The organism is Cellulomonas humilata, assembly GCF_013359775.1.
GTDB lineage: Bacteria > Actinomycetota > Actinomycetes > Actinomycetales > Cellulomonadaceae > Cellulomonas > Cellulomonas humilata.
In genome coordinates this window covers 1-25981 of sequence record NZ_JABMCI010000067.1, presented here as the reverse complement: position 1 = coordinate 25981, position 25981 = coordinate 1, and the positions used below count along the sequence as shown (strand labels likewise).

At 72.3% G+C, this 25981-nt stretch carries 18 protein-coding genes and 1 rRNA gene; 12 read left to right on the top strand and 7 right to left on the bottom strand.

Annotated features, from left to right (window positions below; genetic code table 11):
* Window positions 1-42 precede the first annotated feature (42 nt).
* Genes HP550_RS13740 through HP550_RS13730 form a run of 3 tightly spaced genes read right to left on the bottom strand, consistent with a single transcriptional unit; the run spans window position 43 to window position 3351 of the window.
* Window positions 43-1524 (bottom strand): outer membrane protein assembly factor BamB family protein, encoded by a 1482-nt coding sequence (locus tag HP550_RS13740; protein WP_175348248.1) that lies wholly within the window; start codon window positions 1522-1524, stop codon window positions 43-45.
* A gap of 29 nt (window positions 1525-1553) precedes the next feature.
* Complete coding sequence (locus tag HP550_RS13735) at window positions 1554-2546, bottom strand: FAD-binding protein (protein ID WP_175348460.1); 993 nt, start codon at window positions 2544-2546, stop codon at window positions 1554-1556.
* A 16-nt stretch (window positions 2547-2562) separates the two neighbouring features.
* On the bottom strand, window positions 2563-3351 hold the full coding sequence (locus HP550_RS13730) for an electron transfer flavoprotein subunit beta/FixA family protein (protein ID WP_175348247.1): 789 nt from the start codon (window positions 3349-3351) through the stop codon (window positions 2563-2565).
* Window positions 3352-3448: 97 nt separating this feature from the next.
* Here HP550_RS13730 and glgX point away from each other — a divergent pair, with 97 nt between their 5' ends.
* Window positions 3449-5641 (top strand): glycogen debranching protein GlgX, encoded by a 2193-nt coding sequence (glgX, locus tag HP550_RS13725; RefSeq protein ID WP_210768150.1) that lies wholly within the window; start codon window positions 3449-3451, stop codon window positions 5639-5641.
* Here the strand turns inward: glgX and HP550_RS13720 are convergent.
* Complete coding sequence (locus HP550_RS13720) at window positions 5632-6045, bottom strand: GNAT family N-acetyltransferase (RefSeq protein WP_343048174.1); 414 nt, start codon at window positions 6043-6045, stop codon at window positions 5632-5634. The two genes, glgX and HP550_RS13720, sit on opposite strands and share 10 nt — an antisense overlap.
* A gap of 25 nt (window positions 6046-6070) precedes the next feature.
* On the opposite strand from HP550_RS13720, the gene HP550_RS13715 reads away from it, so the two are divergent.
* The 4 genes from HP550_RS13715 to HP550_RS13700 all read left to right on the top strand — a co-directional run bounded on the left by HP550_RS13715 (window position 6071) and on the right by HP550_RS13700 (window position 12795).
* A complete protein-coding gene (locus HP550_RS13715; protein ID WP_175348244.1) occupies window positions 6071-7717 on the top strand; it encodes an FAD-binding dehydrogenase in 1647 nt (548 codons plus the stop codon).
* A 49-nt stretch (window positions 7718-7766) separates the two neighbouring features.
* Window positions 7767-9788 carry a maltotransferase domain-containing protein gene (locus HP550_RS13710; protein ID WP_175348243.1) on the top strand — a complete coding sequence of 674 codons (2022 nt, stop codon included), beginning with the start codon at window positions 7767-7769 and terminating at the stop codon, window positions 9786-9788.
* 83 nt (window positions 9789-9871) lie between these two features.
* Window positions 9872-11548: a maltose alpha-D-glucosyltransferase gene (gene treS, locus HP550_RS13705; RefSeq protein WP_175348459.1), complete on the top strand. Its 1677-nt coding sequence runs from the start codon at window positions 9872-9874 to the stop codon at window positions 11546-11548.
* Window positions 11545-12795, top strand: coding sequence for a maltokinase N-terminal cap-like domain-containing protein (locus HP550_RS13700; protein WP_175348242.1), 1251 nt, complete (start codon window positions 11545-11547; stop codon window positions 12793-12795). The genes treS and HP550_RS13700 overlap by 4 nt, the downstream gene beginning before the upstream one ends.
* Here HP550_RS13700 and HP550_RS13695 read toward each other — a convergent pair whose 3' ends face one another.
* The gene (locus tag HP550_RS13695) at window positions 12796-14034 is read right to left on the bottom strand and encodes an ROK family protein (protein WP_175348241.1); all 1239 of its coding nucleotides are present in this window, start codon (window positions 14032-14034) and stop codon (window positions 12796-12798) included.
* 205 nt (window positions 14035-14239) lie between these two features.
* Here HP550_RS13695 and HP550_RS13690 point away from each other — a divergent pair, with 205 nt between their 5' ends.
* Genes HP550_RS13690 through HP550_RS13680 form a run of 3 tightly spaced genes read left to right on the top strand, consistent with a single transcriptional unit; the run spans window position 14240 to window position 17374 of the window.
* Window positions 14240-15571 carry an ABC transporter substrate-binding protein gene (locus tag HP550_RS13690; protein WP_175348240.1) on the top strand — a complete coding sequence of 444 codons (1332 nt, stop codon included), beginning with the start codon at window positions 14240-14242 and terminating at the stop codon, window positions 15569-15571.
* Between the two features lie 7 nt (window positions 15572-15578).
* Entirely contained in the window at window positions 15579-16553 is a 975-nt protein-coding gene (locus HP550_RS13685) for a carbohydrate ABC transporter permease (RefSeq protein ID WP_175348239.1), read from the top strand.
* Window positions 16550-17374, top strand: a complete 825-nt coding sequence (locus tag HP550_RS13680) for an ABC transporter permease subunit (protein ID WP_175348238.1) — start codon at window positions 16550-16552, stop codon at window positions 17372-17374. Before HP550_RS13685 ends, HP550_RS13680 begins: the two co-directional genes overlap by 4 nt.
* A gap of 37 nt (window positions 17375-17411) precedes the next feature.
* Here HP550_RS13680 and HP550_RS13675 read toward each other — a convergent pair whose 3' ends face one another.
* The gene (locus tag HP550_RS13675) at window positions 17412-19559 is read right to left on the bottom strand and encodes an alpha-galactosidase (RefSeq protein ID WP_175348237.1); all 2148 of its coding nucleotides are present in this window, start codon (window positions 19557-19559) and stop codon (window positions 17412-17414) included.
* A gap of 160 nt (window positions 19560-19719) precedes the next feature.
* Between HP550_RS13675 and HP550_RS13670 the strand changes: the two genes are divergently transcribed.
* The 4 genes from HP550_RS13670 (at window position 19720) to HP550_RS13655 (ending at window position 25750) form a co-directional block, all read left to right on the top strand.
* Window positions 19720-22236 (top strand): glycoside hydrolase family 2 protein, encoded by a 2517-nt coding sequence (locus HP550_RS13670; protein ID WP_175348236.1) that lies wholly within the window; start codon window positions 19720-19722, stop codon window positions 22234-22236.
* 31 nt (window positions 22237-22267) lie between these two features.
* The gene (locus HP550_RS13665) at window positions 22268-23122 is read left to right on the top strand and encodes a LacI family DNA-binding transcriptional regulator (protein WP_175348235.1); all 855 of its coding nucleotides are present in this window, start codon (window positions 22268-22270) and stop codon (window positions 23120-23122) included.
* 70 nt (window positions 23123-23192) lie between these two features.
* The gene (gene glgB / locus HP550_RS13660; RefSeq protein ID WP_175348234.1) at window positions 23193-25373 is read left to right on the top strand and encodes a 1,4-alpha-glucan branching protein GlgB; all 2181 of its coding nucleotides are present in this window, start codon (window positions 23193-23195) and stop codon (window positions 25371-25373) included.
* A gap of 41 nt (window positions 25374-25414) precedes the next feature.
* Window positions 25415-25750, top strand: coding sequence for a nucleoside/nucleotide kinase family protein (locus HP550_RS13655; RefSeq protein WP_175348233.1), 336 nt, complete (start codon window positions 25415-25417; stop codon window positions 25748-25750).
* 101 nt (window positions 25751-25851) lie between these two features.
* Here the strand turns inward: HP550_RS13655 and rrf are convergent.
* A 5S ribosomal RNA gene (gene rrf, locus HP550_RS13650) occupies window positions 25852-25968 on the bottom strand.
* Window positions 25969-25981: the final 13 nt, after the last annotated feature.

The window sequence follows — 25981 nt, the reverse complement described above, 5'->3', positions numbered from 1 at the left end:
AGCGCACGGCCCCCTGTCCGGCACTTCGCGGCAGTCACCCGGTCAGCCCAGCACGGAGGAGCCCGCGGGCCCCCAGCCGACCAGCGTGGAGCCGGTGGACCACACGCCCAGCAGGTCGCCGGGCAGGTCGACGCGCCAGTCCTCGCCGCCGTCGGCGAACCGGTAGGCGACGAGCTCGCCGACGCCCGGCCAGTCGTCCTGGGTCACCTCACCCGCGCCGTCGGGACGCTCCTGCGCGCTGAGCAGGTGCCGTCCGTCGGTGACGAGCGCGCCCATCGTCCGGCCCGCGGGGGTCGACGCCCGCCAGAGCTCCTCACCCGTACGCGCGTCGACCGCGACCAGGCCGACGTCCGTGCTCAGGTACACCCGGCCGCGCAGGACGAGCGCGTTGCCGGCGACCGCGTGCGAGATCGACCAGCGCGGGGTCGACCGGCCTCGGTCGTACGCGCGCACCGTCGTGTCGGACATGAGGACCAGCCCCGGCACGCTGCCGTCGTCGGCGGACAGCGTCACCCGGTTGCCCGTGAGCATGACGTCCGGCCCGCGGCTCAGGAACGTGGTGCGCTGGAGGCCGTCGGGCGCGAACGACAGCGCCGCGACGGTGCGGGTGGCCGCGTCGACCTCGAACCCGGAGCGGGCGTCGATGCCCGAGCGGACCACGACCCCGCCGGGGTCCAGCAGGGTCATCCGGCCCGGGGACTGGACCACGCCCATCCCCTCGGCCGTGCCGAACAGCGAGATCCTCCCGTCGACGTACAGGTCGTCGTCCGCATCCCGGGGTGGAGCCGGCAGGCTCGTCCGCCAGGCCTGCTCGCCGGTGACCAGGTCGGACGCGGTCACCACGAGCCCGCCGTCACCCACGGGGACCCCCACGACGGCGAGCCCAGGGAGGGCCGTGAAGGCCACCGCGCCCGGCGCGGGGTGGTCGCCCAGCACGGCCCCGTCTCCGGTGTCGACCACGACGAGCCGGCTGAGCGTGCCGACGACCGTCCGGACGGACAGCTCGCCGTACTCCAGGTACGTGTCGCTGACCAGGCAGAGCACGCGGCGGGACACCTCCGGGAGGGGGACGCAGCCACCGACGCCGCTCCCGCCGCCATCTGCCGGAGCGACCGCCGGCGCGGGGGCCACCGGCGTGGTCCACCGCTGGTCGCCGGTCAGCCGGTCGACCGCGACGACCGCCTGCGAGCCGTCGGGGGCGTGTGCGAGACCGACCATCGCACCGGCCGCCTCGATCCCCGACCACAGCACCGAGTCGGTCCCGTCCTGCGGGGTCCACAGCACGCGCAGGTCCCGGTCGACGGGCCGGACGACACCGGGCACGGCCGCCAGCTCCGCGAGGCGCGCCCGCTCGCGCGCGTCGGTGACGGCCTGCGCCCCGGCCAGCGCCAGCACGAGGGCGACGGGCACGGCGACCCACCGCCACGGCGGCCGCCACCGAGCGGGCGGGGGCGTCGACGGCGCGTCCTCGAGCTCGTCGTGCTCGACGAGCTCGACCGCCAGCATCTGCGCGCGCCGGGTCATGAGGGCACCGTACCCACGCCGCGAGCTGATCAGCCCTTGAGGCGGCGGATCTCCGCGGCGGCCTGGGGAACGACCGTGAACAGGTCCCCGACGACGCCGAAGTCCGCGATCTCGAAGATCGGCGCGTCGGGGTCGGAGTTGATGGCGACGATGGTGCCGGACGCCTGCATGCCGCCGCGGTGGTGCACGGCGCCGGAGACACCGACCCCGATGTACACGCGAGGCGCGATGGTGACGCCGGTCTGGCCGATCTGCGCGTCGTGCCCGATCCAGCCCTCGTCCGTGGCCACGCGGGTGGCGCCGACCGCTCCGCCGAGCACGTCGGCCAGCTCCTCGACCACCGAGAAGTCGCCCTCGGTGCCGCGGCCGCCGGCCACGACGATGCTCGCGCTGCCGAGGTCCGGCCGCCCGCTCGCGGGGCGCTCGGTGCGCTCGACCAGCGTCACGCGCCGCGACTTGTCGCTCACGGCGACCACGTGCTCGCCGATCTGCGGCGCCGGGGCGCCCTCGGCCGGTGACGGCTGCACGGAGTTGGGCTTCAGGGCGACGATGGCCAGCGGCGCCGTGACCGCGCACGTCGTGGTCCAGGTGCCGGCGAAGACCGTCTTGGAGGCCACGTACCGGCCGTCGACGAGCGCGAGGCCGTCCGCGTCCGTGACGACGCCCGCCCCTGTGCTCACCGCGAGGCGCGCGGCGGCCTCCTTGTTCTCGAACGACGAGACGAGCAGGAGCAGCCCGGCGCCGGTCGCGTCGAGCAGCGACGCGAGCGCCTCGGCCAGCACCGCCGACAGGTGCAGGTCCGCGTCGGCGACCACCCGGTGCACGTGCGTCGCCCCGAGCGCGCCGAGCTCGGCGACGACCTCGGCGGACGGCTCCACGCCGTCGACGGCCCAGGCGGCGTGCACACCGGCGTCGCCGGCCAGTCCGCGCGCGAGCGTGAGCAGCTCGCGCACGGGAGCGCGGACGGCCCCGCCCTCGGTGTGGTCGACGAGCACGAGCACGGGTGCGGTCACGGCAGTGATCCTTCGGTTCGGGACGTCAGACGAGCTGGTTGTCGACGAGGTACGCCGCGAGCCGGATCCCGGCGTCGCCCGTGTCCTGGACCAGCACGCGGTTGTCGCGGGGCGGGCGGGCGGCGGCCTCGAGCACCTCGGTGCGGGCCCCCAGGGCGCCGACGCGGGACGCGTCGACCTCCAGGTCCGCCAGAGTCAGGGTGGTGATCGGCTTCTTGCGGGCCGCCATGATGCCCTTGAAGTTGGGGTAGCGCGGCTCGTTGGCCTGGTCCGTCACGGAGACGAGCGCCGGGAGGGTGGCCTCGAGCACCTCCGACGCGTGGTCGAGGTTGCGACGGACGCGCACCGTGCTGCCCTCGACCGTGAGCTCCGCGGCGAGCGGGAGGGCGGGCAGGTCGAGCAGCTCGGCGAGCGCGGTCGGCAGCAGGGACGTCAGCCCGTCCAGGCCGGCCATGCCGGTGATCACCAGGTCGACGTGCTCCTGGGCATCCAGGTGCCGGACGGCGGCGGCGAGCACCCGGGCGGTCCCGATCACGTCGGACCCGGCGATCGCGTCGTCGACCACGTGGACGGCCTCGTCGGCCCCCAGCTGGAGGCCGCGGCGGACTGCGTCGGCGGCGTCGGCCGGACCCACGGTCAGCGCCACCACCGAACCGTCCGACGCCTCCACCAGGGCGAGCGCCGCCTCGACGGCGTTCTCGTCCAGCTCGTTGATCGTGCCGTCCCCACCGTCGCGGACCACGCGACCGTCGGGGCCCAGGGCCCGCTCGGACTGGATGTCAGGCACATGCTTCACGCAGACGACGATCCTCACCCGCGGAACGTTACCGTCCGCCCACGTGACCACGGACACCGCGTCCAGGGGCGAAGACACCCGACACGTGTGGGGTTGTGTCCCGCACAATGTCCGGGTGACCCCGCCCTCCCCGCGCCGCCGAGCGCCCCGCCTCGGTGTGCACGCCACCGACGAGGGCATCGACGTCGCCGTCTACGCGGCTCACGCCACGGGCGTCGAGCTCTGCCTCTTCGACGGTCCGGCCGAGCGACGCGTCCCCCTCGACGGTCCGGTGCACGGCGTGTTCAGCGCCTCGATCCCCGGCGTCCGCGCCGGTCAGCGGTACGGGTTCCGCGCGCAGGGACCGTGGGAGCCCGCCGCGGGCCTGCGCTACAACCCGGCCAAGCTGCTGGTCGACCCCTACGCCCGAGGGCTCGTCGGCGACGTCGCGCACACGCCGCAGACGTACGGCCACGTCGTCGGCCCCGACCTGGCGGGCGACCCGTACGGCCCGGCCGACCCCCGCGACTCGGTCGGCCACGTGCCGTACTCGGTGGTCGTCGACACCCGTGACCTGCCCGGCCCGGACCCGACGAGCAACCGCCCGTGGACCCCGTGGTCGCACACCGTGGTCTACGAGGCCCACGTCCGGGGGCTGACCCTGCTGGACGACCGGATGCCCGAGGAGCTGCGCGGCACCTACGCGGGCCTGGCGCACCCCGCGGTCGTCGACCACCTGCTCGGCCTCGGGGTCACCGCTGTCGAGCTGCTCCCGGTGCACGCGTTCTCCTCCGAGCCGCACCTGATCGAGAAGGGCCTGACCAACTACTGGGGCTACAGCACGCTCGGCTTCTTCGCCCCGCACGCGGCCTTCGCGACGGCGGCCGCGCAGGCTGCCGGCCCGGCTGCCGTGCTCGCCGAGCTGCGCGGCGCGGTGCACGCGCTGCACGAGGCGGGCCTGGAGGTGCTGCTCGACGTCGTCTACAACCACACCTGCGAGGGCGGCCTGCCCGGCCAGCACCTGTCGTGGCGCGGGCTCGACAACGCCACCTACTACGCGCACGACGGCGGGGCGCCCGCCGCGCTCGCGGACGTCACGGGTACCGGGAACTCCCTCGACTTCCGCCGGTCCGAGGTGGTCCGCATGACGATGGACTCGCTGCGGTACTGGGCGGACGTCGTCGGCGTGGACGGGTTCCGGTTCGACCTGGCCGTGACGCTCGGCCGCGACCCGTCCGGCTTCTCGCCCGACCACGCTGCGCTCGTCGCGATGGCCACCGAGCCGTCGCTGCACGGGCTCAAGCTGATCGCGGAGCCCTGGGACGTCGGCCCCGGCGGGTGGCGCACGGGTCAGTTCCCCCTCCCGTTCGCGGAGTGGAACGACCGCTTCCGCAACGCGGCCCGGTCGTTCTGGCTGGCCGACCCCGGCCGCGCCGCGCACGGTCTGCCCGGGCACCGCGTCCGCGACCTGGCCACCCGCCTGTCGGGGTCCGTGGACCTGTTCGGCCACAGCGACCCCCCGCTGGTGCGGGGGCCGGGCGCGTCGGTCAACTACATCACCGCCCACGACGGGTTCACGCTCGCCGACCTGGTGGCCTACGACCACAAGCACAACGCGGCGAACGGCGAGCAGAACCGCGACGGCAGCGACGACAACCGCTCCTGGAACCACGGCATCGAGGGCCACGTGGGGCCCGACTCGCCCGCGGTCGACATCGTGCCCCTGCGGCGGCGCTCGATCCGCAACCTGTTCGCCACGCTCGTGCTCGCGGCGGGCACGCCGATGATCACCGCCGGCGACGAGATGGGCCGCTCGCAGCAGGGCAACAACAACGCGTACTGCCAGGACACCGAGATCTCCTGGGTGCACTGGGACCTGAGCCCGTGGCGCAAGGACATGCTGGCCACCGCGCGCTGGCTGCTCCTGCTGCGCCGCGAGCACCCGGCCCTGCGCACCGAGGAGTTCTACTCGGGTCGCCCGGCGGTGCCGGGACGCCGCCCGGACCTCGCCTGGTTCGACTCGTTCGGCCTGCCGTTCGACCACGACCGCTGGCACGACCCGTCCATCCGCACCCTCCAGATGGTGCGCACCGCGCCGCTGCCCGAGCGGGACACCGTGCTGCTGGTGATCAACGGGTCGCTCGACGCCGTGCACCTGATCCTGGCCGACGACCACGGCGGCCGCTGGCGCCTGGCGTGGGACTCCGTCTGGGAGAACCCCGCGGAGGAGCGTGCGGCGGCCATCGAGGGCAGCCTGCACGCGGAGCCCGGCGAGGCCACGGTCGTGGAGGCGCTCAGCCTGCGGGTGTACGTGCTCGTTCAGCCCTGACGGCCCGGGCGGACCATCGCGGTCTCGTCCGGTGCGGTGAAGCCGTACTGCCGATACAGGCCGTGGGCGTCGCCGGTGAACAGGGTCCAGCGGAAGTCGGCGCCGGGTCCCTCGTCGATCATCGTCGCGACGATCCGGCGGCCGAGCCCGGCTCCCCGGTGCGCGGGGTCGACGATGACGTCCGCGAGGTAGGCGAAGGCGACGGCGTCGGACACCGCGCGGGCGAACCCGACGAGCTCGCCGGTGGGCTCGACGTACGCGCCGACCACCCGCCACGCACCGTCGAGCTGGCGCTCGACGTCCTCGCGGCTGCGCCACCGACCCCAGTAGGCCTCGGTGGACAGCAGGCGCCAGACCGCCTCCCGGTCCACGCGGTCGAGGGCGTCGCTCAGCACATAGGTCACGAGACGGATCGTAGAGTTGCCCACCATGACGCACTCCGATGTCGTGGTCGTCGGCGCGGGCCTGGCCGGGCTCGTCGCCACCGCCGAGCTGGTCGCCGCGGGCCGCCGGGTCACCCTGCTGGACGCGGAACCTGCCGCGAGCCTGGGCGGCCAGGCGTTCTGGTCGTTCGGGGGCCTGTTCCTCGTCGACACCCCCGAGCAGCGCCGCCTCGGCGTCAAGGACTCCGCGGACCTGGCGCTCGCCGACTGGCTCGGGTCCGCGGGCTTCGCGGACGACGGCTCCGACCGGTGGGGACGCGCGTGGGCCGAGGGCTTCGTCGACTTCGCCGCCGGTGACCTGCGGTCGTGGCTGCACGGCCTGGGTGTGCGCTGGTTCCCGCTGGTGCAGTGGACCGAGCGGGGCGGGTACCTGGCCGACGGTCACGGCAACTCGGTCCCGCGGTTCCACCTCACGTGGGGCACCGGACCGGGCGTCCTCGAGCCGTTCGTCCGCGCGCTGCTCGACGCCCGCCGCGAGGGACTGGTGGACGTGCGGTTCCGGCACAGGGTGACCGACCTGGTGACCACGGACGGTCGGGTCACCGGCGTGCGGGGCGACGTGCTCGTGGCGGACCCCGTGGCGCGCGCCGTGCCCAGCTCCCGCGAGGTCGCCGCACCGTTCGAGATCTCCGCGGCCGCGGTCGTCGTCGCCACGGGCGGCATCGGCGCCAACCACGACCTGGTCCGCTCGACGTGGCCGGCGTCGGCCGGCCGGCTGCCCGCGCGGATGCTCGCCGGGGTGCCGGACCACGTGGACGGCTCCGGCATCGCCGCCGCCAAGGCGTCCGGCGCGGCCGTCGTGCACGAGGACCGGATGTGGCACTACCCGGAGGGCATCACCAACCACTCTCCGGTGTGGTCGCGGCACGGCATCCGGATCCTCGCCGGCCCGAGCAGCCTGTGGCTCGACGCCGACGGGCACCGGCTGCCCGCCCCGCTGTTCCCCGGCTTCGACTCGCTCGGCGCGCTGCAGCACGTCACCGAGCGCGGCGACGACCACTCGTGGTTCGTGCTGGACAAGACGATCCTCGGCTCGGAGTTCGCACTCTCGGGCTCGGAACAGAACCCGGACCTGACCGGCAAGGACGTCAGGCTGCTGCTGGAGCGCGTCAAGCCGGGCGCGGTCGGGCCCGTCGAGGCGTTCGCGGAGAAGTCCGACGAGTTCCTCTGGGCGGACACGCCCGCCGAGCTGGCCGTGAAGATGAACGCGCTGTCCGGCACCGACCGGATCGACGCCGCCGCCCTGGAGCGGACGATCGTCGCCCGGGACCGGCAGGTGGAGACCGGTCTGGGCAAGGACGCCCAGGTGGTGGCCACCGCGATGGCGCGGCGGTACGTCGTCGACAAGGTCATCCGGGTGGCCAAGCCGCACCGGCTGCTCGACGCGCAGCACGGTCCGCTGCTCGCCGTGCGGCTCTCGGTGCTCACCCGCAAGACCCTCGGCGGCCTGCACACCGACCTCGAGGGCCGCGTCCTGCGCCCCGACGGCGAGGTGCTGCCGGGGCTGTGGGCGGCCGGCGAGGCCGCGGGGTTCGGCGGTGGTGGCGTGCACGGGCACCGCGCGCTGGAGGGGACCTTCCTCGGCGGCTGCCTGTTCACGGGTCGCACGGTGGGCAGGGCGCTCGGCGCATAACCGGCGCTCCAGATGCCTGCTACCAGGACCAACGGATAGGTTCGGGAGTGTGACGATCAGCCCCGTGCCCCTGGGCACCTCCGTCGGCCGCATCCCCGTCGTCGATGTCTCTCCTGTGGCGGAAGCCGGACGGTTCCCGGCCAAGGCCGTCGTCGGTGAAGCCGTACCCGTGCGGGCGACCGTGTTCCGCGAGGGGCACGACGCCGTGGGCGCCACGGCGGTGCTCACCGATCCCACCGGCGTCGACCGCGCGAGCGCGCGGATGGTCGACATCGCGCCCGGCCTCGACCGGTTCGAGGCCCGCCTCGTCCCGACGAGCACCGGCGACTGGACGTTCCGCGTCGAGGGCTGGTCGGACCCGTACGGCACCTGGGTGCACGACGCGACGATCAAGGTCGAGGCCGGGGTGGACGTCGAGCTGATGCTCGCCGAGGGTGCGCTGTTGCTCGAGCGCGCCGCAGCCCGCACCGGTGCGGACGCGATGCCCCGCGCGGCAGCCCGCGTGCTCACCGACGCGGTGATCGGCCTGCGCGACGTCCGCGACGCCCCGCGCGAGCGCCTCTCGGCCGGGCTGTCGGCGCAGGTGCACGCGGTCCTGGCCGCCCACCCGCTGCGGGACTCCGTCACCCGGTCGCCCGCGTACCCGCTGGTGGTCGACCGCCCGCTCGCCCTCGCCGGGTCCTGGTACGAGCTCTTCCCCCGCTCGCAGGGTGCCAAGTACGACCCGGAGATCGGCCAGTGGCACTCCGGGACGCTGCGCACCGCCGCCCTCGACCTGCCGCGCATCGCCGGCATGGGCTTCGACGTGGTCTACCTGACGCCCGTGCACCCGATCGGTGCGACGTACCGCAAGGGCCCCAACAACTCGCTCTTCGCCGACCTGGGCGACCCGGGCTCGCCCTACGCCATCGGCTCCCCCGTCGGCGGGCACGACGCCATCGAGCCCTCGCTCGGCACCTTCGACGACTTCGACGACTTCGTCGCCGATGCCCGCGGCCTCGGCATGGAGGTGGCCCTGGACATCGCGCTCCAGTGCTCCCCCGACCACCCGTGGGTGACCGCGCACCCGGAGTGGTTCACCACGCGCGCCGACGGCACGATCGCGTACGCGGAGAACCCGCCGAAGAAGTACCAGGACATCTACCCGCTGAACTTCGACAACGACCCCGAGGGCATCTACACCGAGATCCGCCGGGTGCTCCAGGTCTGGATCGACCACGGGGTGACCCTGTTTCGCGTCGACAACCCGCACACCAAGCCGCTCGACTTCTGGGCGCGGATCCTGCAGTCCGTGCGGGCCGACCACCCCGAGGTCATCTTCCTGTCCGAGGCGTTCACGCGGCCGGCCATGATGCAGACGCTCGCCAAGATCGGGTTCCACCAGTCGTACACGTACTTCACCTGGCGGAACACGAAGGACGAGATCACCGAGTACCTGGCGGAGGTCTCGGGCGAGCAGGGCGCGTGGATGCGGCCCAGCTTCTGGCCGACCACGCACGACATCCTGCCGCCGTACCTCCAGGCCACGGGCGTGCGCGGGTTCGCCGTCCGGGCCGTGCTGGCCGCCCTGGGTGCGCCGACGTGGGGCATCTACGCCGGCTACGAGCTGGTCGAGGACGTGCCGCGGCCCGGCGTCGACGAGCAGATCGACAACGAGAAGTACGAGTTCAAGCCGCGCGACTGGTCGAAGGCCGACGCCATCGGCATCAACCTGCTCCTCGGCCGCCTGAACGAGCTGCGGCACACCCACCCCGCCCTCCAGCAGCTGCGGAACCTGCGGGTGCTCCCGACGTCCGACGACGCCCTCGTCGCCTTCTCCAAGCACCTCGACGCCGAGCACTCGCCGACCGGTCGGGCGGACACCATCGTGGTCATCGTCAACCTCGACCCGTGGAACGCCCGGGAGGGCACGGTGCAGCTCGACCTGCACGCGTACGGCCTCGATCCAGGCCGGCCGGTGGTCGCGCACGACGTGCTCTCCGACGAGGCGTACGAGTGGGGCTCGTCGGTGTTCGTCCGGCTCGACCCGATGATCCGGGCGGCTCACGTGGTGAACCTGGTCGCGCCGTGACCGAGACCCCCGCGGGCCGGCACGCCCGCGAGCCTGCGCCCACCACCGCCCAGATCGCGCTGCCCGCTCGTCGCCAGCCCGCGATGCCGCACCCCGTCGAGGTCGCGGGCGGCCTCACGCAGGACCGTGAGTGGTACCGGACCGCGGTGTTCTACGAGGTCATGCTCCGCACCTTCTCCGACTCCTCGGGTCAGGGCAGCGGCGACCTGCGCGGGCTCATCGACCGGCTGGACTACCTCCAGTGGCTCGGCATCGACTGCCTGTGGCTGCCGCCGTTCTACCCGAGCCCGTTGCGCGACGGCGGCTACGACGTGGCCGACTACACAGCGATCGCCGGCCAGTACGGGACCATGGCGGACTTCACCGAGCTCATCGAGCAGGTGCACGCCCGCGGCATGCGCATCGTCGTCGACCTGGTGATGAACCACACCAGCGACCAGCACCCGTGGTTCCAGGCCTCCCGCTCCGACCCCGACGGGCCGTACGGCGACTTCTACGTGTGGAGCGACGACAACACCAAGTACCCGGACGCGCGCATCATCTTCGTCGACACCGAGACGTCCAACTGGACCTTCGACCCCGTGCGGCGGCAGTTCTTCTGGCACCGGTTCTTCGGCCACCAGCCGGACCTGAACTTCGAGAACCCGCGGGTGGTCGAGGCGATGCTCGACGTCGGCCGGTTCTGGCTGGGCATCGGCGTGGACGGGTTCCGCCTCGACGCGGTGCCGTACCTGTTCGAGGCCGAGGGCACCAACTGCGAGAACCTCCCCGAGACGCACGCGTTCCTGCGCAAGGTCCGCAAGATGATCGACGACGAGTTCCCGGGCCGGATCATGCTGGCCGAGGCCAACCAGTGGCCCGAGGACGTCGTGCACTACTTCGGCACCGAGGAGGAGCCGGAGTGCCACATGTGCTTCCACTTCCCGGTGATGCCCCGGATCTACTACTCGATCCGCGACCAGCGGGCGACGCAGATCATCGACATCCTGGCCGACACGCCGCCGATCCCGAACAACGGCGCCCAGTGGAGCACGTTCCTGCGCAACCACGACGAGCTCACCCTCGAGATGGTCTCCACCGAGGAGCGCGCGTCGATGTACGGCTGGTACGCGCCGGACTCCCGGATGCGCGCCAACGTCGGGATCCGGCGTCGGCTGGCCCCGCTGCTGGACAACTCCCGCAAGGAGATCGAGCTCGCGCACGCGCTGCTGCTCTCCCTGCCCGGCAGCCCGTGCCTGTACTACGGCGACGAGATCGGCATGGGTGACAACATCTGGCTGCCCGACCGCGACTCGGTGCGCACGCCTATGCAGTGGACTCCCGACCGCAACGCCGGCTTCTCCACGGCGGATCCCGGCAAGCTCTACCTGCCGCTCGTCCAGTCGCTGGTGCACCACTTCAGCCACACCAACGTCGAGGCCCAGCTGGCGCAGCCCACCTCGCTGCTGCACTGGGTGCACGGCATGCTCGCCGTCCGGCGCCTGCACCCGGCACTGGGCGCCGGAGACTTCGAGGTGCTGGCCTGCGACAACGACTCGGTGCTGGCGTTCTGCCGGCGGACCGCCGACGAGACGATCCTGGTGGTGGCCAACCTGGCGTCGACCGCCCGTGCGGCCACGGTGACCCTGAAGGACCGCGCCGGCTGGTCCGTGCACGACGTCTTCGGCGGGGCTCCGTTCGCCTCGATCCGGCCCGACGGCACCGCCTCGTTCACGCTCGGGTCGCGCGACTTCTACTGGCTGGAGCTGACCGCCCCGTGAGCCTGAGCGCCCGCACCTCCCCCGACGACGCGCGCCTGCTCGACGTGCTGCGGGACTGGCTGCCCACGCGCCGCTGGTTCCCCGCCAAGGGTCAGGCGGCGGAGCTGTCGCCGGTGGCGTCGTTCGCGCTCGCCCCCGACGTCACGATCCTGCTGGTCCGTGCGCGCGCGGGATCCATCGACGTCGTCCTGCAGGTGCCGCTGGTCCTCACCGACGAGCCGTCCCCCGAGGCCCTCGGCACCCTCGACGGCCGGACGGTGCTGGACGGCGCCCACCACCCGGCATTCCTGCGCGCGTGGCTCGCGGCCGCGGACGGTCCGGGTGCCGAGGTCGACGTGTCCGCGGCCCGGGTGGTCTCCGGCGAGCAGTCCAACACCTCGGTGATCCTGCCGGGCGCCCGGCCGGGCATCCTCAAGGTGCTGCGCGCCATCGCCCCGGGCGAGAACCCCGACGTCGACGTGCCCCGGCACCTGGTGGACGTCGGCTGGGCGAACGTGCCGGCGCCGCTGGCGTGGCTGCAGGCCGAGTGGCCCGGTCACGACGGCGACCCGGTGACCGGCTACCTCGGGGTCCTCGCCGCGTTCGTCGACGCGGCCGAGGACGGCTTCGAGCTGGCCTGCGCGTACGCGGGCCGCGCCGAGACGTTCGCACCCCTGGCCGCGGAGCTGGGCGCGATCACCGCCACCATGCACGTCGCCCTGGTCGAGGCGTACGGGGTCGACCCGTCCGACGACGGCCCCGAGGAGGTCGCCCGCGCGGTCGCGGCCCGCTTCTCCTGGGCACTGTCCGCGGTCCCGGCCCTGGCGCGGTTCGCCGACGGGGTCGCGGCCGTCGTCGCCGAGGTCCGGGCGCTGTCGTCTGCACCGCCGCGCCAGCGCGTGCACGGCGACCTGCACCTCGGGCAGGTGCTCCGGTCGCACGACACCTGGTTCATCATGGACTTCGAGGGCGAGCCTCTCGCCCCGCTCGCGCAGCGCACCCGGCCGGACCTGGCCCTGCGGGACGTCGCCGGGCTGCTGCGCTCGATCGACTACGCCGCGGCCGTCGGCGGGCTCACGGGCGCCGACGCAGCGTCCTGGACGGCCGACGCCCGCGCCGGCCTGCTGCGCGGGTACGGAGGCGGGGACCAGACGCTCCTGCGCGCGCTGGAGCTCGACAAGACGCTCTACGAGGCCGTGTACGAGTCCCGCAACCGCCCGTCGTGGCTGCCGATCCCCCTCGCGGGGCTGGAGCGGCTGACCGGCTGATCAGCCCGCGGTGACCTCGAGCGGGAGCTCCAGCGGCATCCGCACGCCTGCCTGCCGCGGCGCCAGCTCGCTCTGGAGCACCAGCGCTGCCGCACCGACCGCGGCGGCCTCGGGAGCGTTGGAGGAGATGATCACCCGCACGGGGTGGCTGCCGCGGGCGAAGAACGACTGGCCCAGCCGACGCTCGATCTCGGGCAGGTAGAGCGAGCCCGCGAGCGCGAACGCCGGTCCGGTGAGGATGACCAGCTCGAGGTCGAGCACGTTGGCCAGGGTCTGCGCGGCGACCCCGAGGTACCGGGCCGACCGCTGGAGCAGCTCCATCGGCAGCGCCTCACCGCGGCTGGCGGCGCGCGCGAGCGAGCCGAAGTTCTCCGCGACGTTCCGGCCTGCCAGATCGATCCCCGCGTCCCGCGCCGCAGCGACGACGGCGGCGGGCCCGGCCAGCGCCTCGACGCACCCGCGGTTGCCGCACCAGCACTCGGGACCGTCGAGGTCGACGCAGATGTGCCCGACCTCCCCGGCGTTCGAGCTGGAGCCGCGGTACACCGTGCCGTCGACGAGGATCCCCGCGCCGATCCCGGTGCCCATGTAGAGCGCGGCGAACGCCGACCCGGTCGAGATGCCGCCCGACCAGTACTCGCCGATCGCCGCGGCGGTGGCGTCGTTGTCCAGCAGCACGGGCAGGCCGATGGCCTCCTCGAGCGCGGCGCCCAGCGGGAACTCGGTCCAGCGCTGCATCACGGGCGGGGTGAGCGTCATGCCGGTCGACGCGGAGATGGGACCGGGCGAGACGACGCCCAGCCCGAGGATGCGTGCCGGGTCGACGCCCACGCGCGTCACCGTGGTGCGGATCTCGGCGGCGATGCGGGCGACGACCTCGCGCGGGTCGTCCGAGCCCGCGCCCGGCCGGCGCCAGCGGGCGACGATCGCGCCACCGAGGTTGGCGATGACGTAGGTGATGCCGGCGTGGTCCAGGTGGACGCCGATGGCGTAGCGCGCCGACGGGTCCAGCTGGAGGAGCATGCGGGGCTTGCCGCCGGTGGACTCGGCGCGGCCGACCTCCAGCACGAGGCCGTCGTCGATCAGTCGCCGGACGACGGTGGAGATGGTGGCGGCCGTGAGGCCGGTCGCGCGCGTGAGCTCGACGCGGCTGATCGTGCCGGCGGCCCGGATGAGGTCGAGGATCGCCGACCGGCTGCTCGCGTGCGCGGCGCCGAGACCCGGCTGGGAGCCGCTCACCCGTCCTCCTCCATGGGGTGTCCCCCTCGTCGCACACCATAACGATCCGGGAACGGACGGCCGTGCCCACGACACGCCCGTTGACTTACTTTGTTCACTTGCCTAAGAATGCCACACGGAGCACAGCGGCTCGGCCCCCGGGCCGCTCTGCCTCATCAGACCCCGGTCGGCACGCGGAGGTGCCGGCACGACGAGAGGATCAACGATGTTCCCTCAGAAGCGACGCACACGCCTGATGGCGATGGCGGCCGCCACCTCGATCCTTGCCCTCACCGCCGCCTGTTCGGGCGGCGCGAGCGGTGACGAAGACGAGGCTGCCGACGACGGCACCCCCTCGGGCTCGATCACCGTCCTGACGTGGCGCACGGACCGCGTGGAGGACGGCACGTTCGACAAGTACGTCGAGGAGTTCAAGGCCAAGTACCCGGAGGTCACCGACGTCAAGGTCGAGGGCGTCAAGGACTACGAGGGCACCATCAAGACCCGGATGAACACCGACGAGTACGGCGACGTCCTGGCCATCCCGGGCTCGGTCACCCCCGACCAGCTGCCCGACTTCTTCGAGCCGCTCGGCGACCAGGCCGAGATGGAGAAGGAGTACCGCTGGATCAACGACAAGTCCTTCGAGGGCAAGACCTACGGCATCCCCGTCGTCGGCAACGTCCAAGGAGTCCTCTACAACAAGCGCGTGTGGGAGGAGGCCGGGGTCACGGAGTTCCCGACCACCCCGCAGGAGTACCTCGACGACCTCCAGGCCATCAAGGACAAGGGCATCGCGGTCGCCCCGCTCTACACCAACTACAAGGACTCGTGGGCGCTCTCGCAGTGGGACGGCTGGCGCGGCGCGGTCACGGCGAACCCGGACGCCATCAACGAGATGACGCAGTCCGACACGCCGTGGACGGACGACTCCGACTACGGCGCCACGGACGGCACGCTCTATGACGCCGTCGCCCAGGGCCTCACCGAGGCGGACCCGACCACCACCGACTGGGAGGGCTCCAAGCGCATGATCGGCGTCGGCGAGATCGCGACGATGCAGCTCGGCTCGTGGGCCATCCCGCAGATGGCTGCGGCCGCCGAGGCGGCGGGCGCCGACCCGGAGGACATCGGCTACATGCCGATCCCCGTCCAGGTCGACGGCAAGTTCCACGCGGTTGCGGGTGGCGACTACAACCTCGGCATCAACGTGAACTCGAAGAACAAGGCGACCGCCCGGGCGTGGATCGACTGGTTCAACCACGAGTCGGGCTACTCCGAGGCAGAGGTCGGCCTCTCGCCGATGATCGACGGGGCGGTCCCGGCCGCGCTCGCAAGCTTCATGGAGGACGTCGAGCTCATCACGATGAACCCCGCCCCCGAGGGCAAGGAGTCGCTGTTCGCGGACATCGACACCGCGTCGGGCATCGTGACCACCGATCCCAAGTACCGCCTCCAGATCATCGACGACGCCCGCTCCGGTGCCCGCACCAAGGAGCAGATCTTCGACGACCTGAACGCCAAGTGGGCCGAGGGACGCGCCGACGCCGGCGCCTGAGGACACCATGACCACCGCATCCTCCAGCGTCACCGGCCAGGTCGCCGCGAACGCGGCGGAGCCGGACCTGGCGCGCCCCACCCGGAAGGTTCCGGGTGGGGCGGGCTCCCGCTCCGCGTGGTACCGCCGGCTCACGCCCTACCTGTTCCTGCTCGTCCCGATCGGGCTGCTGCTGCTCCTGACGTACACGCCCGTGATCAACATGTTCTGGTACTCGGTCACCGACTGGGACGGGCTGGACAAGACCAAGAACTTCATCGGCCTCGACAACTACGTGGAGGTCTTCACCGACCCGGACAACCTGCGGGTCTTCTACGTCTCGCTGTTCTACATCGTCGGCTCGCTCGTGCAGATGGCGCTCGCCCTGTACTTCGCGACGATCCTGTCGTTCAAGGTCCGCTTCAAGAACATGTGGAAGGGCATCCTGTTCTTCCCGTACCTCATCAACGGCGTCGCCATCGGCCTGATCTTCCTCAACTTCCTCAAGCCGGGCGGCGGCCTCGACACGGTGCTGCTGAACACCGGTCTCGAGAGCCTCATCCACCAGTGGACGGGTGACCCGGACGTCGCCAACTACTCGCTCGCCGCCGTCTCCGTCTGGCGGTACACGGGTCTGACGTTCGTGATGTTCCTGGGCGCGATCCAGTCCATCAACTCGGAGATCTACGAGGCGGCCGCCCTCGACGGCGCCAACCGCTGGCACGAGTTCTGGTCGATCATCCTGCCGTCGATCCGGCCCATCGTCGGCCTGGCCTTCATCCTCGGCATCTCCGGCTCGCTGTCGGTCTTCGAGATCCCGTTCGTCATGACCAACGGCGCCAACGGGACGGAGACGTTCGTCATCCGGACCGTGTGGATGGCCTTCCAGCGCAACATGGTCGGGCTCGCGTCCGCGATGGCCGTCGTGCTGCTGCTGTTCGTCCTGCTGGTCACCTGGCTCCAGCGCAAGCTCGTCCCCGAGGAGGAGGTGGACCTCACGTGAAGACCTTCGCCGCCGGGACGACCAAGTACGTCACGCTCGTCATCGCCTCGATCGCCACGCTCCTGCCGCTCGGGCTGATCCTGTTCGGGTCGTTCAAGACGAACCAGGAGTTCCTCTCGACGAACCCGTTCCAGCCGCCCGAGAACTGGCTCAACTTCGACAACTACGCGCTCGCGTTCACGCGGGGCGGCATGGCGCTGGCGTTCTTCAACACGGCGCTGATCTTCGTCGCCGCCATCATCGGCACCATCTTCATCGGCGCCGGGACGGCGTACGCGCTCGACCGGTTCCGGTTCCGGGGCCGCAGCACGGTCCTCATCCTGTTCCTGCTGGCCACACTGGTCCCCGGCGTCACCACGCAGGTGGCCACGTTCCAGATCATCAACGGCCTGGGGCTCTACGGGTCGCGGTGGGCGCTGATCCTGCTCTTCATGGGGACGGACATCGTCTCGATCTACATCTTCGTGCAGTTCATGCGCAGCATCCCGCGCTCGCTGGACGAGGCCGCGATGATCGAGGGCGCGGGCCACCTGCGGATCTTCTTCCAGATCATCCTGCCCAACCTCAAGCCGGCGATCGCCACCGTGGTGATCATCAAGGGCATCGGCATCTACAACGAGTTCTACCTGCCGTACCTCTACCTGAACGACCCGGACACGCTCCCGGTCTCCACGGCACTCTTCGCGTTCAAGGGGCCGTACGGCTCGCAGTGGGAAGCCATCTGCGCGTGCGTGGTCATCACGATCATCCCGATCCTGCTGCTCTTCCTGTTCCTCCAGCGGTACATCTACAACGGGTTCACCTCGGGCGCGACGAAGTAGCCGACGGGGCGGCCGGTCCCGGCCGCCCCGTCGTGCGTCACACGCGCGTCGCCCGCACCAGCGCGATGCGCTCCGGCAGCTGGAGGGGCGCCTCGAGGCCCACCCCGGACAGCAGCCGTCCGGGCAGCCGCACGCCCTCGGGGGACCACCACGCAGGCGCGTGGTCGACCGCGTCACCCGGCGCCTGCGGGCGCACGTCGTACAGCGCGTCCGGGTCGAGGCCCGGGAGCGTCACGCGCGGCAGGGCGGTGTTCGTCGACCGACCCGTCATGGCGACCGCGTACAGCGCGTCCGCGCGGTCCCGCGCGACCACCCCGTGCACCGCCAGCACCGGGTCGACGACGTCCGCGTGCACGGACGTCCCCGAGTGCAGCAGCTGCCGCACGGCCTTGTAGAGCGCGATCCACGACACCAGGTCGGCGCGCTCGGCGTCGTCGGCCTCCTTCAGGTCCCACTCGATCCCGAGGTGCCCGAACAGCGCCGTCGCCGCCCGGAACGGCAGCTCGTGGCGCCGGCCGGTGCTGTGCGCGTGGCCGGACCCGATGTGCGCGCCGATCAGCTCCAGCGGGATCAGCAGGTTGGTCCAGCGCTGGATCTGCTGCCGCTCGAGCGCGTCGATGCAGTCGCTGGCCCAGACGCGGTCGGTCCGCTGGAGGACCTCGAGGTCCACGCGCGCGCCGCCGGACGAGCAGGACTCGATCTCGACGCCCGGGTGCAGCGCCCGCAGCTCGTCGAGCAGCCGGTAGATCGCCACGGTCTGCCCGTGCACGCCGGGTGCTCCCCCGTGGCCCGCGTCGACCAGGTCGCGGTTGTGGTCCCACTTCAGGTACCCGATCGGGTACTCGGTGAGCAGCGCGTCGAGCCGCTCGAGGATGTGCGCGAAGGCCTCGGGGACGGCCAGGTCGAGCACCTGCTGGTGCCGCGCCTCCCGGGGCAGCCGCGACGGCACGCGCAGCATCCAGTCGGGGTGCGCGCGGGCCAGGTCGGAGTCGGGGTTGACCATCTCGGGCTCCACCCAGAGGCCGAACTGGAGCCCGAGCCCGGTGACGTGCTCGACCAGCGGGTGCAGACCCTGCGGCCACACGTCCGCCGACACGTACCAGTCGCCCAGGGCTCGGGTGTCGTCGCGCCGGTCGCCGAACCAGCCGTCGTCCAGCACGAACCGCTCCGCGCCCACGGCGGCCGCGGCGTCCGCGAGCGCGGTCAGCCGGCCGAGGTCGTGCTGGAAGTAGACCGCCTCCCAGGTGTTGAGCGTGACCGGCCGCGGCGAGCGCGGGTGCTGCGGGCGCGCGCGCATCCAGGCGTGGAACCGGCCCGCCAACGCGTCGAGCCCGACCCCCCACGACCCGTAGACCCAGGGGCTGGTGTACGACTCCCCGCGACCCAGCCGGACCTCCCCGGACCCGAGCAGCTCGCCGCCGCCGAGCAGACCGGAGTGGTAGTGGCTGCGCTCGGCCAGCGACCGGTGGTTGCCGGACCACGCGGTGTGCAGGCCCCAGACCTCACCCGTGCGGTTCGCGAACCCGGGGGTGCCGGCCACCAGCACGAACGCCGAGTCGTACCCGGTACGTCCGCGCCGGTTCTCGCGCAGGCGGGTGCCGTGCGTGAACGCGGTGCGCTGCGGGCTGCGCTCCCGTGCCCAACGGCCGGAGAAGTCGAGCAGCTCGGTGGCCACGGCGGGCACCGGAAGCGTCAGCAGGAGCCCGTCGAGCCCGTAGACGTCGTCCGCGTCGTTGGTCAGCACCGCGTGCTGGCGGACCAGGCCGTGCGCGGTCAGCTCGAGCACCAGCGTGAGGGCCAGGCGGGCGGCGTCGTCGACCGCGTGCACGGTCAGTCGCTGCGTGCCGTCGTCGGTCGTCGCGACGTCGTGCGTGCGGACCGCGAACTGCGTCGAGAAGTCCTGCCCCGCCCGGCTCCCGACCAGACCGGGGGTGCCCAGGAAGCCGGCCGACTCCTGCGGCAGCACCGCGATCTCGACCTCGCCGTCGACGGGGAACCCGTGCGGCACCGGTCGCCAGGCACTGCGCGCGGCGTCCAGCGCGGCGGCGTCGAGGTCACCGAGGTCGCTCCCCCAGTGCAGGACCCGCGGCAGGGTGCCGCCGGTCAGGTCCACCACCACGCTCACGCCCGAGGCGCGCAGGTGGATCAGGTCGGCGGGCACGGTGCGTGTGGTGTCGTCGCTCACGGCGCCACGCTACCTGCGTCATTGACTTACTTTATTCAGTTGTCTAAGAATGGGTCCAGGGTACTTGCCAGACGATCGGCCCCTCGCGTGGGGAGCCGACGACGTGCGTCGCGAGGATGCGGCGGACACGCGCCGGACCCCCGGACCCAGGAGCTCGACGATGCACACCCAGGACCTCTACGACGGCTGGACGCTGACCGCCGTCGCCGGCCCCGTCCCCGCCGATCTCGTCGGCCGCCGCGTCCGCGCCCGCGTGCCGGGCACCAGCCACACCGCGCTGCTCGAGGCGGGGCTGATCCCCGACCCGTACCTGGACCGCCACGAGGAGGAGCTCGCCTGGATGCGCCGCACGGACTGGGCGTACGAGCGCGACCTGGACCTCGCCCCGGCCGCACCCGACGAGCGCGTCGACCTCGTGTTCGACGGCATCGACACCGTCGCCACCGTCGCGTTCGACGGACACGTGATCGGTCGCACCGCCAACCAGCACCGCTCCTACCGGTTCGACGTCCGAACCCGGCTCCGGCCCACCACCCAGCGGCTCACCGTCGCGCTCTCGTCGGCCCTCGTGCACGCCGAGGCGGAGGCAGCACGCCTCGGTGCCCGCCCGCTCGCGTACGACCAGCCGTTCAACATGGTCCGCAAGATGGCCTGCTCGTTCGGCTGGGACTGGGGACCGGACCTCCAGACCGCGGGCCTGTGGCGACCGGTCCGCGTCGAGCGCTGGACCCACGCACGCCTCGCGGCCGTCCGCCCGCTCGTCACGGTCGACGCCGCAGGCACCGGTCACGTCCAGGTGCACGTCGACGTCGAGCGCTCCGGGCTGCCCGGCGGCGACAGGCCGCTGACCGTGCGCGCGCACGTCGCCGGCGCGGACGTCACCGTCACCGTGCCGGGCACGCGCAGCGCCGCGGTCGTCGCGCTCGAGGTCCCGCACGCGCCGCTGTGGTGGCCGGTCGGCCACGGCGCCCAGCCGCTGGCGGAGCTCGTCGTCGCCCTCGCCGGCCCGGCCTCCGAGGAGCCCCTGGACACGTGGACCCGGCGGATCGGCTTCCGCACGGTGGAGCTGGACACCAGCGCGGACGAGGACGGCACCGCCTTCACGTTCCGGATCAACGGCCGCCCGATCTTCGTCAAGGGCGCCAACTGGATCCCCGACGACCACCTGCTCACCCGGATCACCCGCGAGCGCCTGGCGCACCGGCTCGACCAGGCGGTCGACGCCAACCTCAACCTGCTGCGCATCTGGGGCGGCGGGATCTACGAGTCCGAGGACTTCTACGAGCTCTGCGACGAACGCGGGCTGCTGGTGTGGCAGGACTTCCTGCTCGCCTGCGCGGCCTACCCGGAGGAGCAGCCGCTCTGGGACGAGCTCGAGGCGGAGGCCCGCGAGAACGTCGCCCGCCTGACCCCGCACCCGTCCCTCGTGCTCTGGAACGGGGGCAACGAGAACCTCTGGGGGTTCATGGACTGGAACTGGCAGGAGGCGCTCGACGGGCGCACCTGGGGGTTCCGCTACGCCACCGAGCTGCTCAAGGACGTCGTCGCCGAGCTCGACCCCACCCGGCCCTACGCCGACGGCAGCCCGTACTCCCCCGGCTTCGCCCTCGAGGACGTGCACCCCAACGACCCCGACCACGGCACGCACCACCAGTGGGAGGTGTGGAACCGCGTCGACTACCGCGTCTACGGCGACGAGGTCCCGCGCTTCTGCTCGGAGTTCGGGTTCCAGGGACCGCCCACGTGGGCCACCCTGACCCGCGCCGTGCACGCGGTCGACGGAGGCCCGCTGACCAAGGACGACCCGGCCTTCCTGCTGCACCAGAAGGCGGAGGACGGCAACGGCAAGCTCGACCGCGGCCTGGAGCCGCACCTGGGCGTGCCCGACGACTTCGCCGACTGGCACTGGGCCACCCAGCTCAACCAGGCGCGCGCCGTGCAGTTCGCCATCGAGCACTACCGCTCCTGGTGGCCCCGGACCGCGGGCGCGATCGTCTGGCAGCTCAACGACTGCTGGCCGGTGACCTCGTGGTCCGCGATCGACGGCGACGAGCGCCGCAAGCCCCTCTGGTACGCCCTGCGGTCGGCGTACGCCACCCGCCTGCTGACCGTGCAGCCGCGCGAGGGCCGCGAGGTCCTGGCGGTCGTCAACGAGACCCCCGTCATCTGGCAAGGCGTCGTCCGGCTGTCCCGCCAGCGTCTCGACGGCACCGTGCTGGCGGAGGAGGACCTCGCGCTCGCCGTCGGTGCGTGGTCGGTGGGGCAGTTCGCCCTGCCGACGACGGTCGCGACCCCCGACGACCCGGCGCACGAGGTGCTCGTCGTCCGGCTCGGCTCGCTCCAGGCGGTCCACACGTGGGTCGAGGACGTCGACCTGGCCCTCGACCCGGCTCCGCTGCGCGCGTCGGTGACGCCGGTCCAGGACGGCTACCGGGTCGACGTCACGGCCACCTCGCTCGCGCGGGACGTCACGCTGCTCGTCGACCGCGTCGACCCCGACGCGATCGTCGACACCGCCCTGGTCGACATCCCCGCGGGCGGCACCGCGTCCTTCCTCGTGCGCACGCGGGCCCGGTTCGATCCCGCCGAGCTCACCCGGGAACCCGTGCTGCGGTCCGCGAACGACGTGGTGGTGCCCCGGCTCGGTGCGCGTGACCTCACCCAGTCGCCGGCCTGACCGGGAGCCCACCGCAGGTACGCTCGCGACCATGGCGAATGGTCTCGACGCGGTGGGCCTGGTCCTGGCTCGGCCCGCCCGGATGCTCGGCTTCGAGCCCTTCTTCATGGAGCTCATCGGTGGCATCGAGGAATCGCTCGCGGTCGAGGGGCGGTCGCTGCTCCTGCACGTCGTGCCCGACCACGACGCCGAGATCCGCACCTACCGACGCTGGGGCGAGGGCAAGCTGGTCGACGGCGTCGTCGTGGTCAACGTGGCGCTCGAGGACGCGCGGCTCGACGTCCTGGCGGAGCTCGGCATCCCCACCGTCGTCGTCGGCGGACCGCGTCCCGACCTTCCGTTCGCCAACGTGTGGATCGACAACGCCCAGGCGATGCGGACCGCGGTCACCCACCTCGTCGGCCTCGGGCACCGTCGCCTGGCCCGCGTCAGCGGCCCGCGCCACCTGGCCCACACGCAGGCCCGCACGGACGCGTTCATGGGCGAGTGCGCACGCCTCGGGGCGCACGGCGTGGTGGTCGAGGGCGACTACGGCGAGGAGTCCGGCACCCGCGCCACCCGCGTCCTGCTCGGTCGGGGCACGCCGCCGTCGGCGATCATCTACGACAACGACGTCATGGCCGTCGCGGGACTCGGCGTCGCGCACGAGATGGACATCGCCGTCCCCGAGCGGCTGTCGCTGCTCGCGTGGGACGACTCGGCCCTCTGCCGCCTCTCGCACCCCGCCCTGTCGGCCATGAGCCTGGACGTGCACGCCATGGGGGTCCAGGTGGCCGACTGCGTCCTGAACCTGCTCGCCTCCGGCACCGTCCGCTCCTACACGGCCCCCCTCCCCCGCCTGGTCGCACGCGGTACGACGACGACAGCACCGGCCGCCGACGCCTGACGGTGCCTGAGACGCAGGTCACCGGGGCGACCGTCCTGCGCGGAACCCCTGCGGGTGGTTGGGTAGGGGCATGAGCCCGGCCGCACCGTCCCCGGTCCCCGTCGACGCCGACACCCTTCGCACAGTCGCCCACGGGGCCTACTACGCACCGCACGACGTCCTCGGCCCGCACGTCGGAGGGGGCGGCGTCACCATCCGCACCCTGCGCCCGCTGGCCGAGTCGGTCGTCGTGACCACCTCGACGTCACGCGTCGCCGCCCGGCACGAGCAGGACGGCGTCTGGGTGGCCGTGCTCCCGGGTGCGGTGGTCCCCGACTACCGGCTCGAGGTGACGTACGACGGCCACGCCTCCGTCGTCGACGACCCGTACCGCTTCCTGCCCACGGTGCAGGAGCTGGACCGCCACCTGGTGCGCGAGGGCCGGCACGAGCAGCTGTGGACCGTCCTGGGCGCCAACACGCGCAGCTACCCGGGGGAGCTCGGGGACGTGAACGGCACGTCGTTCGCGGTCTGGGCCCCGAACGCCCGCGCGGTCCGCGTGGTCGGCGACTTCAACTACTGGCAGGGCGCGTCGCACTCCATGCGCTCGCTCGGCGACAGCGGGGTGTGGGAGGTCTTCGCACCCGGCGTCGGTGCCGGCGCACGCTACAAGTTCGAGGTGCTGGGCAACGACGGGTCGTGGCGCCAGAAGGCGGACCCGCTGGCTCAGGGGACCGAGATCCCGCCCGCGACCGCGTCCGTCGTCATCGAGTCCCGCTACGAGTGGTCCGACGCCGCCTGGCTCACCGCCCGCAGCGCCCGCGACCCGCACACGGCACCCATGAGCGTGTACGAGGTCCACCTCGGCTCCTGGCGCGTCGGGCTGTCCTACCGCGACCTGGCGCAGCAGCTGACCGAGCACGTCGCGTCGCTCGGCTTCACCCACGTGGAGCTGCTGCCCGTCGCCGAGCACCCGTTCGGGGGCTCCTGGGGCTACCAGGTGTCGTCGTACTTCGCCCCGACCTCACGGTTCGGGCACCCCGACGACTTCCGTCACCTCGTCGACACCCTGCACCAGGCCGGCATCGGCGTGATCGTCGACTGGGTCCCCGCCCACTTCCCCAAGGACGAGTGGTCGCTCGCGCAGTTCGACGGCACCCCGCTGTACGAGCACCCCGACCCGCTGCTCGGCGAGCACCCCGACTGGGGCACCTACGTCTTCAACTTCGGCCGGTCCGAGGTGCGCAACTTCCTCGTCGCCAACGCCACCTACTGGCTCGAGGAGTTCCACGTCGACGGCCTGCGCGTCGACGCCGTCGCGTCGATGCTCTACCTCGACTACTCGCGCAAGCCCGGCCAGTGGCGGCCCAACCAGTACGGCGGCCGCGAGAACCTGGATGCCATCTCGTTCCTCCAGGAGGCCAACGCGACGGCCTACCGGCGCACCCCCGGGATCATGATGATCGCCGAGGAGTCGACCGCGTGGCCGGGCGTCACCGCCCCCACCGACGGCAACGGCCTCGGGTTCGGCCTGAAGTGGAACATGGGCTGGATGAACGACACGCTCCGCTACCTGGCCGAGCAGCCCGTCCACCGGCGCTACCACCACAACGAGATCACCTTCTCGATGGTCTACGCCTACTCCGAGCGCTTCGTGCTCCCCATCAGCCACGACGAGGTCGTACACGGCAAGGGATCCCTGTACGAGCGGATGCCCGGAGACCACTGGCAGAAGCTCGCCGGCGTGCGCCTGCTGCTCGGCTACCAGTGGACCCACCCCGGCAAGCAGCTGCTCTTCATGGGCTCCGAGTTCGCGCAGCAGACCGAGTGGGCCGAGTCCCGCTCCCTCGACTGGCACGCGCTCGACGACCCGGCCCACCAGGGCGTCATGCGCTCCGTCGCGGACCTCAACCGGGTCTACAAGGAGACACCGGCCCTCTGGCAGCTGGACCACTCGCCCGACGGCTTCGAGTGGATCGACTCCGACGACGCCTTCCGCAACACCCTCGCCTACCTGCGCAAGGGGTACGACTCCCCGCCCGTCGCCGTGGTGGTCAACTTCGCGGGCATCCCCCACGAGGGCTACCGCCTGGCGCTGCCCCGCGGCGGCCGGTGGCGCGAGATCTTCAACTCCGACTCCGAGGCGTACGGCGGCTCCGGCGTGGGCAACCTGGGCGAGATCGAGGCCCTGCCCGAGCCGCACTACGGCCGCCCGTACTCCGCGTCGATCCGCGTCCCCCCGCTGGGCGTGGTGGTCTTCGAGGCCGGCTGACCCGGACCCGGCGTCTCGACAGAAGGAGCCCGCACCCCTGGGTGCGGGCTCCTTCTGACGGCACCTGGGACGAACTCCGGGTCGCGCACCTGCTCGCCACCCACGACCACGTCGTGATCTCGGGCGCGGTGGAGAACCAAAGGCATTTCTACGACCGCCTCGAGCACGTCGTCCTGCTCACCGCACCGCTCGACGTCCTGCTCACGCGCGTCGCCACGCGGACGACCAACCCCTACGGAAGGAGTGCGGCCGAACGCGCGCAGATCACGGAATACGTCAGCACCGTCGAACCATTGTTGCGGCGCGGCGCCACGCTCGTCCTCGACGGCCGACTGCCGGTCGAGACGCTCGCCGACACGGTCGAGTCACTCCTCTGACCTGCACGGACGCACTCCCGAGGGGATCCCGAGACCGCACAGGAAAGCCGCCCGGGAAACAGAAAGAGCCACCCCCGTAGGGGTGGCTCTTTCTGAATGATGTCCGGCGGCGTCCTACTCTCCCACACCCTGGCGAGTGCAGTACCATCGGCGCTGAAGGGCTTAGCTTCCGGGTTCGGAATGGGACCGGGCGTTTCCCCTTCGCTATGACCGCCGTAACGCTGTCGAGTT